Raw genomic sequence first — 14001 nt, forward strand, 5'->3', positions numbered from 1 at the left:
TCCCTGTGGGACGGGTAGAAGGCAAAGTCGCGCTGATCAGCGGGGGCGCCCGGGGAATGGGCGCCGAGCATGCGCGGCTGCTGGTGTCCGAAGGCGCGAAGGTGGTGATCGGCGACATCCTCGACGACGAGGGCAAGGCGGTGGCCGACGAAATTGGTGACTCGGTTCGCTACGTCCACCTCGACGTCACTCAGCCCGACCAGTGGGACGCCGCCGTCGAGACCGCGGTTGGCGAATTCGGCAAGCTCAACGTGTTGGTCAACAACGCCGGGACCGTCGCCCTCGGACCGCTGAAGAGTTTCGATCTGGCCAAGTGGCAGAAGGTGATTGACGTCAACCTGACCGGAACTTTCCTGGGCATGCGGGTGGCCGTCGAACCGATGATCGCGGCCGGCGGCGGCTCGATCATCAACGTGTCCTCGATCGAGGGCCTGCGCGGCGCGCCCATGGTGCACCCCTACGTCGCCTCCAAATGGGGGGTGCGCGGGCTGGCGAAGTCGGCGGCTTTGGAGCTGGCGCCGCACAACATCCGGGTCAACTCCGTGCACCCCGGCTTCATCCGCACCCCGATGACCGCGCACCTGCCCGAGGACATGGTGACCATTCCGCTCGGTCGCCCGGCCGAGGCGCGGGAGGTCTCGACGTTCATCCTGTTCCTGGCCAGCGACGAGTCGTCCTACGCGACGGGCAGCGAGTTCGTCATGGACGGCGGCCTGGTGACCGACGTGCCGCATAAGCAGTTCTAGCCGCGGTGCGCGCTGCCGCAGCCACATTCGTCACACCAGTACCGCCACAGCACCACCAGTCGGTCCGCGAAAGTGATATCGCCGGTGATATCGGATTCGGAAGTCGCCTATTGGTGCAGACCCCGAGGCCTCGGCTGACGTTGTGGCGGCGGCGTGAGGTGCTATAACCGCGATCATGCTGCGTAGCCTGGCCGAGGTGGTGGGACCGAGCCACGTCGTCACCGATCCCGACGTGCTCGTGGGCCGGAGCGTCGACCACACCGGCCGCTATCGGGGCCGGGCCAGCGCACTGGTGCGCCCAGACTCGGCCGAACAGGTCGCGGAGGTGCTGCGGGTGTGCCGGGACGCCGGAGCGCACGTGACGGTGCAGGGCGGCCGCACCTCGCTGGTGGCCGGCACCGTCCCCGAGCACGACGACGTGCTGCTGTCCACCGAGCGGCTGCACGCGCTCGATGACGTCGACACCGTCGAGCGCCGCGTCCGGGTCGGCGCCGGCGCCACCCTGGCGGCGGTGCAATGCGCAGCCGGCGCCGCGGGCCTGCTGTTCGGCGTGGACCTGGCCGCCCGGGACACCGCGACCGTCGGGGGCATGGCGTCGACGAACGCCGGCGGCCTGCGCACGGTCCGGTACGGCAACATGGGCGAACAAGTCGTCGGCCTCGAGGTGGCGCTGCCCGACGGTTCGCTGCTGCACCGGCACAGCCGGGTGCGCCGGGACAACACCGGCTACGACCTGTCGTCGCTGTTCGTCGGCGCCGAGGGCACCCTGGGCGTCATCACCGCGCTGGACCTGCGGCTGCATCCCACCCCGTCGCGGCGCGTGACGGCGATCTGCGGGTTCGACGACTTGGCGGCGCTGGTGGATGCCGGCCGGACGTTCCGGGACGCGGACGGTATCGCGGCGCTGGAATTGATCGACGGCCGGGCCGCCGCGCTGACCGGTGAGCACCTCGGGATGGGATCTCCGGTCGACGGCGACTGGCTGCTGCTGGTCGAACTGGCCGCCGACCACGACCAGACCGACCGCCTCGCCGACCTGCTCGCGGGTGCGCGCATGTGCTCCGAGCCGGCGGTCGGCGTGGATGTGGCTGCGCAGCAACGGTTGTGGCGGGTTCGCGAGGCGCTCGCCGAGGTGCTCGGCCGCTACGGGCCGCCGCTGAAGTTCGACGTCTCCTTGCCGCTAACCTCGATCGACGGATTCGCCAGGGAGGCAACCGGTTTGATCGGCACTCACGCGCCGGAGGCGCTGCCGGTGTTGTTCGGTCACGTAGGGGAGGGCAATCTTCATCTCAACGTGTTGCGCTGCCCGCTGGACCGGGAGGCTGCGCTCTACGAGCCGATGATGGAACTCATCGCGCGGTCCGGCGGCAACGTCAGCTCCGAACACGGCGTCGGCACCCGCAAGCGGCGCTACCTCGGCATGTCACGGGAGCCCGCTGACATCGCGGCGATGCGGACCATCAAAGCAGCGTTGGACCCGACCGGCTACCTAAACGCCGCGGTGCTGTTCGACTAGCTGCCCTTGATTCCTACCGCGTGCCGCAGCTGCGCCAGGAACTGGTCCGCGTCGTCGCTTCGGACGATGTAGTGCGATATCGCGATCCGGATCACCGTCGCCGCCTTCACCGCGGCGTTGGGTCCGGGCAGGTGCCGCTGCAGGCCCTCCCGCATCTGCGGGATGACCCACGAAAACTGGGCGATGGTGTGTTCGGGTTCCACATCGACCATGCGGACGCCCGAGTACGAATGCTGGTACTCAACGATGAACCGCAGCACCGCGTCGAGTTTGTCGACCCCCTTCAGACCCGCGGTCGCCCGGACCAGGCCGCTCTCGAAGATCTGCCGCTCGTAACTCGAAAAGGCCGACAGCAACTCCTCTTTGGAGGCGAACCAGCGGTAGAGCGTCGGGCGTGAAACCCCGGCTTGCGCCGCGACGTCGGAGAGGCTGAGCTTGGTCTTGCCGTTGCGGCCGAGCACTTCGGCGGTGGCGTCGAGGATGCGCTGACGCGTCGAGGCGTCAGGATCTGCGGTCTGGGCCGGCCGGCTCATATCTGCAACTCTACGAAGTGGTGCACGGTCATTTCGCTTCCCGGCCAGACTTGCGTGGGCGCGGGCGCACCAACACGGACTGCTGGATGGCGCCGACCGCGCCCTGCTCGTCGAACAACGTGCCAACCGTGGTCCCGATGCCGTCCGGGCCGTAGCTGGTATCGGCGCGAATCCCGATCCACTCCCCGTCGGGAACCCGGAACACGTGCACGGCCAGGTCGGTGTTGAGGAACGTCCACCGCGAGATGTCCAGCTTGCTGCCGATGCCGTTGGCGCAGTCGGCCACCGCGAACAGGCGCTCCAGCGGTGTCATGCTCTCGCCGGTGACCAGGTCCACGGTCGGGTGGATCCACGATTCGCCCGGGCCCTCGCACAGCGGTTCGGTCAGCCACAGCCAGTCCAGGCTGTGCACGTAGTTGCGGTCCCAGTCCCGCGCCCTGAGGTTGCGGTTGCGCGCCTGGCTCCGCGGCCCGGGCAGCGCAGCCGAGGAGTGGGCGAGCGCCTGGGTGTCCAGCGTCTGCAACCGCCATCCGCTGGCGCGTGCCACCGGGCGGGGTTCGCCGTCGGGTCCGGGGGCGAGCATCTCGGCGCTGACCAGTTCAATCTGTTTCCCGCCCCGCTGCAGCTGCGCGCTCACCCACAGGTCGCCGTCGGCGGGCACCCCGCCCAGCAGGTCGATGACGACGCGGGACAGCCGGGTGTCGCCGCGCCGTTCGCACCGCTCCAGCGCCCGCACCAGCAGCGCTGACACCGGCCCGCCGTGCTGGATCGCGGCCGACCAGGTGCCGCGCGTCAGGTCGGTGGCCCGGAACTTCTCCCCTAACGGGTCGGCCCCGTCGATGAGCTCGTAGTAGGAGTCGGTCATCGTCAACCTCTCGTCAGGGCAGGCCGGCGCCGGGGGTGGTCACCGTGACGGCATCCAGTCGCGACAGCCGGGTGCCGACCAGGCGCTCGGGGTAGGCGTCCGTGCTCGACAGCAAGAACAGCGTCCGTCGCTGGGGGCCGCCGAGCGCGCAGGCGATGGCAACGCGATCACCCATGTCGATACGGTCGGTCACGTCGCCGCCCTCGATGATCCGCTCGAATTGGTGGGCCAGTGTCATCGACGCCCACACCGCGCCGTCGGCGTCGAGCGCGATGCCGTCGGGAGGCCCGTCCAAACCGTCGGCGAAGACGCGGCGGTCGGCCAGCCCGCCGTCCGCGCCGATCGCGAACGCGGTGAGCCGCCGGCCGACCGACTCGGCGACGATCAAGGTCCGGCGGTCCGGCGTGATCACCATTCCGTTGGGAAAATCGAGGTCTTCGGCGACGACGGTCGCGCTGTCGTCCGGATCCAGCCGGATGATGAGGCCGCCGCGCGGCGCCTGGCATCCGATGTAGGCGCGGCCGGCGTCGTCGATGACCATGTCGCCGAGGTTGGCCGGTGCCAGGTCGGCGAGATCGGCGATGGTTACCACGGTTTCACCGTCGTAGCGCAACACCTTCCGGTCTTCGGCCGAGACGATCAGCAGCGATCCGTCCGGGCGGAAACCCAGGCCCGACGGCGAGCGCCCGGGCAGCGGCAACGTGGTCAGCGAGCCCCCCATGGTGGAGGTGTGCACCGCCTCGCCCAGCATGTCGGAGAACCACAGCAGGCCCTCGAACCAGCGCGGCCCCTCACCGAAGCAGAAGCTGTTGGCCAGCGGTTTGGGAATCATCCGCGCACGCCATCTTCCGCTTTACAAAACACCGCCAAAGTGTCATGCACCGCGGGTACCGGTGTCAATCTCGCGCGTTAGCCGGGCAGCCGAGCAGGCCCGGGTGCACTCACTTGTGTTGCCTCCCCTGAGTTTGTTAGCCAAGCTTTACAAATCTTGGTCAAAGTGTCACGCTGTGCGATGAGCTGCCAACGAGGAATGGAGCGGATTTGACCACGGAAACTGAGCAGACTGAGTGGACGGTGCAGGGCCTGCTGGATCTGTTCGACGTGCAGGCCGACGGGCAGGACCGGTTCACCGGCGAGACCGGCATCGCCGTCGGCGACGAACGGCAGGTGGTGGAAGGCACCCAGGTGCTCGCCCAGGCGATCGTCGCGGTCGCCAAGCGATTCCCGGACAAGTCGGTGCGCTCGGCGCACGCCGTGTTCTCCCGCGCCGTGACCGTCGGCCCGCCGATCGAGCTCGTCCTCGACGTGGTCGCCGAGGGGCGGTCCACCGCCACCGCGGTGGTCGCCGTGCACCAGAACGGGCGGCGCTGCCTGAGCATCACGGTGCTGGCCGACGTGCCGATCGGTGACGTCATCCGCCATCACCTGCCGCGTCCCGATGTGGCCGGCCCGGCTGACGCCAATAGCTGCGAGATGCCGATGGTCGGGCGGGAAGTGCGGATCGTCGACGTCGTCGACGTGAACAGCCCCGACGAGGTCGGTCCCCCCGAGCTGTACGTCTGGCTGCGCTACGAGCCGATCCCGGCCCGCGACGACCTGGCCAAGGCGCTCCTCGCGTACTTCACGGGCCATCTGGGGATTTCCACCACAATGCGGGCGCACCCGGGCATCGGCACCGCCCAGGCGCACCTGACCGTGTCCACCGCGCCGATGAGCATCTCCGTCGTGTTCCACGAACCGGTGCGCTGGGAGGGTTGGCTGCTCTACACCCACGAGAGCACACAGGTGGGCGCGGGAATGTCGTACGTGCGCGGCACGGTGCACTCCGAGGAAGGCGAGCTGCTCTGCTCGTTTGCCCAGGAGGCGCTGATCCGTCCGCTGCGCACCAGCGACACGGCCATCGATTCCCGCGCGCGCTTCTAGCGGCTGGTCGCGTTCATGCGCTTCACCATCACCCACCCGATGATCACCCACCCGTACAACCCGGAGTTGGTGAGCGGGGACGGCATCGCGAAGGTGGCGGCGGCCACCGAGGCGGCCGGGATTCACGGGTTCGGCTTTACCGACCACCCGGCGCCGTCGCAGCGATGGCTGGAGGCCGGCGGGCATGACGCGTTGGATCCTTTTGTCGCACTGGGTTTCGCGGCCGCGACAACGACGACGCTGCGGTTGATCCCCAACATCGTGGTGCTGCCGTATCGAAACCCTTTTGTGGTGGCCAAGTCGGGGGCCACGCTGGACCTGCTCTCGGGTGGCCGCTTCACGCTGGCGGTGGGCGTGGGATACCTCAAGCGGGAGTTTGCCGCGCTCGGGGTCAGCTACGACGAGCGGGCCGAGCTGTTCGAGGAAGCGCTGCAGGCCATCCGGGCGGTCTGGACCGGCGACGACATCGCCTTCGAGGGAAAACATTTCAGCGCACGCGGGATCACGGCGCACCCCCGTCCGCTCAGTGACCCGCATCCGCCGATCTGGATCGGCGGCAACACGTCGTCGGCACGCCAGCGGGTGGCGCAATACGGCGACGGGTGGTGCCCCTTTCCGGCGCCGCCCCAGCTGGCCCAGACGGCGGGCACAGCCGTCATCGACTCGCTGGAGAAGCTCACCGACGGCATCGACGATCTGCGCCGCCGGTGTGACGCCGAGGGCCGGGACTGGTCGGCAATCGACATCACCTTCACCAACTTCGAGGGCGGCAGCCCCGCCGACGACGCGTTCAACGCCGACGCCTACCTCGACGGCCTGGAGAAGCTGGCGAAACTCGGCGTGACGTGGGTGAGCGTGCATCTCCCGGGGGACAGCATGGCGCACGCGCTCGAGACGCTCGACCGGTTCCGCACCCTCGTGATCGACGCGGCCTGATGGACTTCTCCCGCGTCGAACTCTCGCCCGAGGACCAGGCGTTCCGCGAAGAGACCCGGGCGTTCATCGCGAAGCACGTCACCGACGAAGTGCTGCACCGTCAGCTGGAGTTCGGCGAAAACTTCGACGAGCGAGTGCATTTGGCGCTGGGTGAAGCCGGTTACCTGGCATCGGACTGGAAGCTGGAGTCCGAGGGCGGCTTCAGCCCGGTTCGCCGGCGCATCTTTCAACTCGAGATCGCCCGGGCCCATACGCCTTGGTATCACTGGGGCACCACGTCGGTCGTGGCTCGGCTGGTGCGGCAATTCGGGGTGCCCGAACTCGCCGACAAGGTCATACCCGGTGTGCTGTCCGGCGAGATCCGGCTGTGTCTGGGTTACACCGAGCCCGAAGGCGGCTCCGACGTCGCAACCTGCAAGACGCGGGCGGTGCGCGACGGTGCCTCCTGGGTTATCAACGGCTCCAAGATGTTCACGTCCAACGCGCAGAACGCCAGGTACGTCTTTCTGCTCACCAACACCGACCCGCAGGGGCCAAAGCATAAGAACCTCACCATGTTTCTGGTTCCGCTGGACTCGCCCGGCATCGAGATCCAGGGCATCCGCACCCTGGACGGCGATCGCACCAACATCGTTTACTACAGCGACGTGCGCGTCGACGACATCTACCGCATCGGTGAAGTGAACGGTGGCTGGACCGTGATGCGTGCGGCGCTGGACTCCGAGCACGGCATCGTGGATCCGGAAGACCATGGGCTGCAATACATTGCCGCGATGGCGGCGCACGGCGACCTGATGGCCGAGGTGGTCGACGCCGTCGCGGCCGTCGTCGCTGCGCCGGGCCCCGACGGGCGGCTGCTGGACGACGATTCGGTGAAATACCGGCTCGGGCGCGACGCCGCGCGGATGGAGGCGGCGCTGTCCACGCCCGGAATGTTCGGGCGGGTCGCTGTCGCGCAAACCATGCGCGACATCACCCCGGACCTGATGGACATCCTGGGCACCGCGTCGGCTTTGCCCACCGAGACTTTGGGCTCGGCGACCGACGGTGCGGCAGAACACCTTTACCGCCTGGCGCTACCGCTGGGGATCTACGGCGGAACCCTTGAAGTGTTCCGCAACATGATCGCCCAGCACGAGCTGAAGCTGGGACGCCCTAGCTACGGCTAGGCTTCGGTGACCTTGGCATGCACTATCGGCGGTGTGCTAATCATGCTGGCGATCGTCGGGCTGGAGCTAACCGCCAGTGTGCGGCAGCTCGGCCACCACGTCCGCCCGGGCGAGATCGAAGCTCAAAAATCCCTTGATGGGCAGGCTTTCCGGAGGCGGGTCCGCATAGCTCCAGGCGACGTCGTCGACCACGTGGCCGTCCACGACGGCGGACCAATAGGTGGCGAACCCCTTGTAGTTGCAGTAGCTCGACGTCTCCGAGGGACGCAGCAGGCCGGTGCGCACGTGGGCGGGATCGACGTAGAGCCGGGGCTCCAGTGAGGTCTCGAACAGGATCACGGTGTCGTCGGTGTCTACCAGCACAGTGCCGGCGACCGAGACGCGCAGGCGGCGCTTGGTGGGGCGGCAGTCGACGCGGTGGTACGGGTTGGGTGGGTAGTGCACCAGTTCGCGGCCCTCTTCCAGCCAGGTGTCGACGGCATCCCAGGGCACATGCACGAAGCCCGGCGCCTCGGGCTCGGGTTCGGTGGGCAGGTCGCCGACCTCGTCGGCCCGGAAGACGTAGCTCAGCGGATGTCCCTGCCGGTGCACCAGCAGCGCGCCTTCGGTGTCGATCACCAGACGCCCGTCCCGGAAGGCCTGCACGCGGCGCGGATGAGGCTCGATGAAGACGACGCCGGCGGGCAGCGGGGGCGAAAATCGCCCGGCCGGGTCGCTGCTGAGCGGACCACGTCCGGCTACCAGGCTCATAGTGCTCCTTCTCTACGGTGACCGGCTCGCGCCCTCGCCAATTCTCATGATTGGGGCGTAGTAGGGAATCTTGTCACACCCGGCTGGCATACCCGAACGCATGTTCGATAGTCTGCAGCGCCTCGATCCGGCGGCGCTGGTAGCCGTGGTTGAGTCCACCCACCGCCAAGAGTCGATGCTGGTGGCGCGGCGATGGCGGCGGTGGCGGTGTTGCTGCGGCGACGGGAGGCCGCGACCGAGCGGGTCGAGGACCAACCCGGCTATGCGTCGATCACCGGGTTCGAGCAGACCGCTGGCGAGGTGGCCGCGGCGATGAACCTGTCGCCGATGGCCGCCAGTTTTCTGGTGTCGGATGCGGCCACGCTGGACGCCCGGTTGCCGAGGGTGTCGGCGCTGCTGGCCGAGGGCCAAACCGACTGGCGCACGGTCCGGTTGATCGCCAGCAGGACCGATCTGATCATGGGCGGCGAGTTGGTGGCCAAGGTTGACCGGTCCTTGGCCGCGCGGATCGGCAACTGGCACGGGTGGTCGCGGCAGCGCATCGTCAACGCCGTGGACGCCGCGGTACGCCTCGTCGACCCCGATGCCGCGCGCGAACGCCGCCAGGCGGCCGAGGATGACCGCCATGTCGGCACCCACGACCTTGGCAACGGGATGACGGAAATCTATGGCACAGTCGCGGCCGCAGCGGCCACAGCGTTTGACCGACGGCTGTCCCAGTTGGCCACGCAAGTGTGCGCCGCGGACTCGCGAAGGCTGGATCAGCGCCGCGCCGACGCGCTGGCCGCCCTGGCGGAAGACCGCCCGCTGGGGTGCGGCTGCGGGCAAGCCGATTGCCCTAACAAAACCGGTGACGACAATCAGCGTGCGGGCGGAGCGCGGGTCGTGATCAATGTGGTGGCCAGCGACCAGACGGTTCATGGCGATGGCCGCGCGCCGGGCTATCTGGAAGGCTACGGGGTGATCGATGCCGAACAAGTCCGTGAGCTGGCGGCCACCGCGGCGCTGCATGTGATCGGCCCGTTCACCAGCCCGCTAGACGCTTTGCGTTACCAACCGTCGGCGTCGCTCGAGCGCGCTGTGCGCTGCCGTGACTTGACCTGCCGCTTCCCGGGATGTAGCGGTTCGGCCGCGGTCTGCGACATCGACCATACGATTCCGTTCAACCACGCCAACCCCGCAGCCGGTGGGCAAACGGTGTACGAGAACCTGAAATGCCTTTGCAGGCAACATCATCGGCTCAAGACCTTCGGCGGCTGGGTTGACAAACAACTGGCGGACGGGACCATCGTCTGGACCTCCCCCGCGGGAAAGACCTATTCGACGTCACCGGCCGGCCAAGACTTGTTCCCGAGTGCCGCCAAGCCCGCATGCCGAAGACCCACGCCGAACAGGCGGAGCAGATCGCAACAGAAAGCCAGTCGGATTGCCCGGGCGCGCAACCATAATCGCCAGCAGCGACCGATCACCGAAGCGCGACGCCGACTGGAGCAGGCCCGAAAGGACGAGATCGCGGCGCGCAAATTCCGGAACCACATGCGCGACGCCCTGTTCACTTTCAAGGGCGGCCCGAGCACCAGCCCATTCTGTCGGTGGGTCAACGATCCACACGAGCCCGAGGAGCTACCCGCAGACTGGGAACCCGGCGATCCGGAGTCGGATCCCCTGCCCGACGATCCGCCGTTCTAGAGCGGCTGGTTACTGTGCCTTTCATGGCGGGACCAATGGAGGGCGTCAAGGTCGTCGAGCTCGGGGTCTGGGTGGCCGGGCCGGCCACCGGCGGCATCCTGGCCGACTGGGGCGCCGACGTCATCAAGATCGAACCGCCGAGCGGCGACCCCGGGCGCATGTTTGGCAGGATGCTGGGTTGCGATTTGGGCGTCAACCCGCCGTTCGAAATGGACAACCGCTCCAAGCGCAGTGTCGTGTTGGACCTCGCGGAGGAGGCGGGCCGCGGCACCGCGTTCGAATTGCTCGCCGACGCGGACGTTTTCGTGACCAACGTGCGGCCCGGCGCGTTGCAACGCCTGGGGCTCGACTTCGAAACGGTGTCGGCCCACAACCCCCGCCTGGTCTACGGGCTGATCACCGGGTACGGCGAATCCGGGCCCGACGCCGATCGGGCCGCCTACGACGTGGCCGCGTTCTGGTCGCGCGCAGGGGTGGCGCACCTGCTCACCCGGCCCGGCGACATGCCGCCGTTCCAGCGCGGCGGCATGGGCGATCATTCGGCCGGCATGACGCTGGCGGCCGCCATCTGCGCGGCGCTGGTTGCCCGCGCACGCACCGGGACCGGCCAGCTGGTGACCACCTCGCTGTACCGCCAGGGTGCCTACACCGTGAGCTTCGACCTGAACACCTACCTGCTCACCGGCCAGCCGATCGCGATCGGCCAGCGAGAGACGATGGGCAATCCCTGCATGAACAACTACGCCACGGCCGATGGGCGGCGATTCTGGATCGTCGGGCTCGAGGGCGAGCGGCACTGGCCACCGCTGTGTCGCGCCGTGGGCCATTCGGAGTGGCTGACCGACCCGCGGTTCAGCGACGCGTACGCGCGCTTCGTCAACGCGGCGGAGCTCATCGCCGAGTTGGATGCGGTCTTTGCCACCCGCACACTCGACGAATGGGCGCAGGTCTTCGCGGCCGAACCCGACTTCTTCTGGTCGCCGGTGAACAGCCTCGAGGACGTCGTCGCCGACGGGCAGTTCCACGCCGCGGGCGGCATCGTCGACGTGCCGGACGGGGACGCCAGTGTCGCGATGGTGGCAACACCGGCCGATTTCCACGGCACACCATGGGCACCGCGTTCTGCGGCACCGGAACTCGGCCAACATACCGAGGAAGTGCTCGCCGAACTCAAGGCGCGCCGCGGCTCGTGACCACCGGTCGCACCTTTACAAATTTCGTCCCAAGTGTCACGCTGTCCGGTGAGCCGCCCGACGCGGCTCCCAGCCCAGGACAAGCGTTGCGGTAAGCGCCAATGCCCGCTTTCGGTGCGGCGGTGAGGAACGGATTGAATGGTCACGTCAACGTTCGACATCAGCCAAGGCGGACGGGTCAAGCCCGCCCGGGCAAGCCATGCAGACCCCGATTGTCTGCGATACCGGCTCGACGTCATCGCGGTGAGCGCTCCCGACGTCGTCCGATCGGCGGGGGGTTGGCTCTACGACCGGGCGATGGCCGGTTGGCAGGTGACCGTGCTGCTGCCCGATGGCAGCGATGCCCGATCTCTGCGGATCCTCGGCGTGCAGGCGCGGGACCTGGAGGAATATTTCGCCGCGGCCGCCGCGGACCCCGGCTCGACTAGCGAGAGCCTGGCGGTGAGCGCCGAGGCGTTCACCGCGGACGCGCGAGTGCGTGATCGCGTCCTCAGGTCGCTGGACGACCGGCTGACCGAAGTCGCGTTGTGGGGTCAGGTGCCTTCCGGATGGCCCCTACGGGTTGACCGCGGGGTGGCCCGTGCGCAGTACGCCCTCAGCGCGGCCGCGCGCAGGTTCAAGGGACATGCGTTGGCGGCGGCCGGGATCGATTGTGCCACGGTCTATTCCACCGAGACATTGCTCTGTGACTTGGCGACCTGCGGGCGCGATGACTCGGGGCTGGTCCGGCTCGACTGATGAAGAAGTACTACCGGCACACGCTGCTCTATCTGCACGAGACGATCTCGCTGGGCTCCGGGCGAAGCGACCGCTTCAGCGAGGTCTTCTCCGACACCTACCTGCCGATGATGGACGAGCTCGGCGCGCGGCTGTTCGCGATCTGGGAGACCACCCCCTACAACGGTCACTGGCCGCAGGTGACGATCATCTGGGAGATCGACGGCTTCGCCGACTACGCGCGCATCGGGGCCGCCCAGGCCCGCGGCGGCAGTCACGAGGCCCTGGCCGGCAAATGGTCGGCCTTCCTGGCCGACATCGGCGCCGCGGGGGAGGGCCGAATCATGTACCCCGGGCCCAGCAACAAGACGCTCGCCCAGCTGCGCGAGGCCAATTTCACTGCGCCGCTGGTGATTCAGGAGATCATGCAGACCAAGCCGGGGCGTCAAGACGACTACATCCGCGAGCTGGAGCGCCTCTACGTGCCGTGGTCGGAGCGCACGGGCAAACGCTGGCTGGGCTCGTTCACCACGACCTTCCGCTACAACGAGGTCATCCACTACTGGGCACTGGACGGTGGCTGGGAATGCTTCGCCAACCACTACCCGTCGTGGAAGGAAAGCCCGCCAGCGGAGATCGTCACCTGGATGAGCGTGGCGCCCGCCCTGCGCGACGGTTGGGAAGACTCCATCCTGCAGGCCCTACCGCCCTCGCCGCTGCAGTGATGGGGCAGCGAGAACCCGTGAACCCCACCGCCTTCGCCTACGACCCCTTCGACGCGCAGGTGATGGCGAATCCGCTGCCGTACTACCGCATCCTGCGCGACGACCATCCCGTCTACTACATGCCGCAGTGGGACACGTACGCCCTGTCCCGCTTCGAGGACATCTGGCAGGTGCTGGAAGTCAACGACGGGACATTCGTGGCGTCGGAAGGGACCCTGCCGGCGGCCTCGGTCCTGGCCAAGCACAACACCGGCCCGGTCGACGACCCGCCGCTGCACCCCCTGCCGTTCCACGCGGTGTTCGACACCGATCTGTACGGACAGATCCGGCGCGCGCACTCCCAGCCGCTGCGCCCCAGGGCCGTCACCGGGTGGGAGGCCAGAATCCGCGAGCTGGCCAACGAGCGCCTCGACGAGCTGCTGCCGCGGGGCTCGTTCGACCTGACTCAGGACTACGGTGGCATCGTCGTGGCGTCCGTCGTATGCGAATTACTGGGCATCCCAGCCGATCTCGCACCGCATGTGCTGGGCGCGGTCAACGCCGGCAGCCTCGCCGAGCCCGGCGTCGGGGTGGACACCGCCGAAGCGCGGCCCAACTATTTCGAATACCTGCTGCCGGCGGTGCGGCGTCGCCGCGCCGACCAGTCCGGGCAACCGCTCCCCGTCGTCGACGGCCTGCTCGGCTACCGCCTGCCCGACGGCAGCCCGCTGGACGACGTGGAAGTCGCCACCCAGATGCTCTGCATCTTCATCGGTGGCACCGAAACGGTGCCCAAGATCGTCGCCCACGGGCTGTGGGAGCTCGCCCGGCGGCCCGACCAGATGGCCGCCGTGCGCGCCGACCCGGCCAACAACGTGCCCATCGCGCGCGAGGAGATGATCCGGTTCTGCGCGCCGGCGCAATGGTTCGCCCGAACCGCGCGGAAGCCCTTCACCATTCACGGTGAGACGATCCGGCCCGGCCAGCGTGTCATCACCCTGCTCGCCTCGGCCAGCCGAGACGAGCGGGAATACCCCGAACCCGACGAATTCATCTGGGACAGGCCCATCCGCCGCTCGCTGGCCTTCGGCCGCGGCCAACATTTTTGCATCGGCTACCACCTCGCCAGGCTGGAAGTCACCGTGCTGCTGCAGGAATGGCTGCGCAGGGTGCCCGAGTACGCGATCCAGGCCGAGGCCGCCAGGCGGCTGCCCTCCAGCTTCCAATGGGGATGGAACACCATCCCGGTGGAGGTCTGAC

The 14001-nt window shown here is 68.2% G+C and carries 13 protein-coding genes and 1 pseudogene; 10 read left to right on the forward strand and 4 right to left on the reverse strand.

The window, feature by feature from the left end; translation table 11 throughout:
* Positions 1-5: 5 nt before the first annotated feature.
* Positions 6-746 (forward strand): glucose 1-dehydrogenase, encoded by a 741-nt coding sequence (locus KXD96_RS04515; RefSeq protein WP_260743189.1) that lies wholly within the window; start codon positions 6-8, stop codon positions 744-746.
* A gap of 175 nt (positions 747-921) precedes the next feature.
* Complete coding sequence (locus tag KXD96_RS04520; RefSeq protein WP_260743191.1) at positions 922-2262, forward strand: FAD-binding oxidoreductase; 1341 nt, start codon at positions 922-924, stop codon at positions 2260-2262.
* On the opposite strand, the gene KXD96_RS04525 is transcribed toward KXD96_RS04520, so the two are convergent.
* From KXD96_RS04525 to KXD96_RS04535, 3 genes are read right to left on the reverse strand one after another with little or no spacing between them, the layout of a single operon-like run.
* Positions 2259-2795, reverse strand: coding sequence for a TetR/AcrR family transcriptional regulator (locus KXD96_RS04525; protein WP_260743193.1), 537 nt, complete (start codon positions 2793-2795; stop codon positions 2259-2261). The genes KXD96_RS04520 and KXD96_RS04525 overlap by 4 nt on opposite strands.
* 28 nt (positions 2796-2823) lie before the next feature.
* A complete protein-coding gene (locus tag KXD96_RS04530) occupies positions 2824-3660 on the reverse strand; it encodes a thioesterase family protein (protein WP_260743195.1) in 837 nt (278 codons plus the stop codon).
* Positions 3661-3673: 13 nt separating this feature from the next.
* On the reverse strand, positions 3674-4492 hold the full coding sequence (locus KXD96_RS04535; protein WP_260743197.1) for an SMP-30/gluconolactonase/LRE family protein: 819 nt from the start codon (positions 4490-4492) through the stop codon (positions 3674-3676).
* 209 nt (positions 4493-4701) lie between these two features.
* Between KXD96_RS04535 and KXD96_RS04540 the strand changes: the two genes are divergently transcribed.
* The 3 genes from KXD96_RS04540 to KXD96_RS04550 are packed head-to-tail and all read left to right on the forward strand — an operon-like array spanning position 4702 to position 7688.
* Positions 4702-5583, forward strand: coding sequence for an acyl-CoA thioesterase II (locus KXD96_RS04540; protein WP_260743199.1), 882 nt, complete (start codon positions 4702-4704; stop codon positions 5581-5583).
* A 15-nt stretch (positions 5584-5598) separates the two neighbouring features.
* Entirely contained in the window at positions 5599-6519 is a 921-nt protein-coding gene (locus KXD96_RS04545; RefSeq protein ID WP_260743200.1) for an LLM class F420-dependent oxidoreductase, read from the forward strand.
* The gene (locus KXD96_RS04550) at positions 6519-7688 is read left to right on the forward strand and encodes an acyl-CoA dehydrogenase family protein (RefSeq protein WP_260743202.1); all 1170 of its coding nucleotides are present in this window, start codon (positions 6519-6521) and stop codon (positions 7686-7688) included. The genes KXD96_RS04545 and KXD96_RS04550 overlap by 1 nt, the downstream gene beginning before the upstream one ends.
* A gap of 66 nt (positions 7689-7754) precedes the next feature.
* Here KXD96_RS04550 and KXD96_RS04555 read toward each other — a convergent pair whose 3' ends face one another.
* The gene (locus tag KXD96_RS04555; protein WP_260743204.1) at positions 7755-8438 is read right to left on the reverse strand and encodes a DUF427 domain-containing protein; all 684 of its coding nucleotides are present in this window, start codon (positions 8436-8438) and stop codon (positions 7755-7757) included.
* A 145-nt stretch (positions 8439-8583) separates the two neighbouring features.
* Between KXD96_RS04555 and KXD96_RS04560 the strand changes: the two are divergent.
* The 5 genes and pseudogenes from KXD96_RS04560 to KXD96_RS04580 all read left to right on the forward strand — a co-directional run bounded on the left by KXD96_RS04560 (position 8584) and on the right by KXD96_RS04580 (position 14000).
* Positions 8584-10127: pseudogene (locus KXD96_RS04560) on the forward strand (DUF222 domain-containing protein).
* 23 nt (positions 10128-10150) lie between these two features.
* Positions 10151-11320, forward strand: a complete 1170-nt coding sequence (locus KXD96_RS04565; protein WP_260743206.1) for a CaiB/BaiF CoA-transferase family protein — start codon at positions 10151-10153, stop codon at positions 11318-11320.
* 138 nt (positions 11321-11458) lie between these two features.
* The gene (locus KXD96_RS04570; RefSeq protein ID WP_260743208.1) at positions 11459-12058 is read left to right on the forward strand and encodes a hypothetical protein; all 600 of its coding nucleotides are present in this window, start codon (positions 11459-11461) and stop codon (positions 12056-12058) included.
* A complete protein-coding gene (locus KXD96_RS04575; protein WP_260743210.1) occupies positions 12058-12762 on the forward strand; it encodes an NIPSNAP family protein in 705 nt (234 codons plus the stop codon). Before KXD96_RS04570 ends, KXD96_RS04575 begins: the two co-directional genes overlap by 1 nt.
* The gene (locus KXD96_RS04580; protein WP_260743212.1) at positions 12762-14000 is read left to right on the forward strand and encodes a cytochrome P450; all 1239 of its coding nucleotides are present in this window, start codon (positions 12762-12764) and stop codon (positions 13998-14000) included. Before KXD96_RS04575 ends, KXD96_RS04580 begins: the two co-directional genes overlap by 1 nt.
* The last annotated feature ends 1 nt before the right edge of the window (position 14001 follow it).

It is taken from the genome of Mycobacterium sp. SMC-2 (genome assembly GCF_025263485.1).
Taxonomy (GTDB): Bacteria; Actinomycetota; Actinomycetes; order Mycobacteriales; family Mycobacteriaceae; genus Mycobacterium.

Coding starts and splice junctions, on each gene's coding strand:
- KXD96_RS04575 (WP_260743210.1), top strand. CDS start 12,058: ATGAAGAAGTACTACCGGCACACGCTGCTCTATCTGCACGAGACGATC.
- KXD96_RS04535 (WP_260743197.1), bottom strand. CDS start 4,492: ATGATTCCCAAACCGCTGGCCAACAGCTTCTGCTTCGGTGAGGGGCCG.
- KXD96_RS04530 (WP_260743195.1), bottom strand. CDS start 3,660: ATGACCGACTCCTACTACGAGCTCATCGACGGGGCCGACCCGTTAGGG.
- KXD96_RS04550 (WP_260743202.1), top strand. CDS start 6,519: ATGGACTTCTCCCGCGTCGAACTCTCGCCCGAGGACCAGGCGTTCCGC.
- KXD96_RS04555 (WP_260743204.1), bottom strand. CDS start 8,438: ATGAGCCTGGTAGCCGGACGTGGTCCGCTCAGCAGCGACCCGGCCGGG.
- KXD96_RS04580 (WP_260743212.1), top strand. CDS start 12,762: ATGGGGCAGCGAGAACCCGTGAACCCCACCGCCTTCGCCTACGACCCC.
- KXD96_RS04525 (WP_260743193.1), bottom strand. CDS start 2,795: ATGAGCCGGCCGGCCCAGACCGCAGATCCTGACGCCTCGACGCGTCAG.
- KXD96_RS04520 (WP_260743191.1), top strand. CDS start 922: ATGCTGCGTAGCCTGGCCGAGGTGGTGGGACCGAGCCACGTCGTCACC.
- KXD96_RS04570 (WP_260743208.1), top strand. CDS start 11,459: ATGGTCACGTCAACGTTCGACATCAGCCAAGGCGGACGGGTCAAGCCC.
- KXD96_RS04565 (WP_260743206.1), top strand. CDS start 10,151: ATGGCGGGACCAATGGAGGGCGTCAAGGTCGTCGAGCTCGGGGTCTGG.
- KXD96_RS04545 (WP_260743200.1), top strand. CDS start 5,599: ATGCGCTTCACCATCACCCACCCGATGATCACCCACCCGTACAACCCG.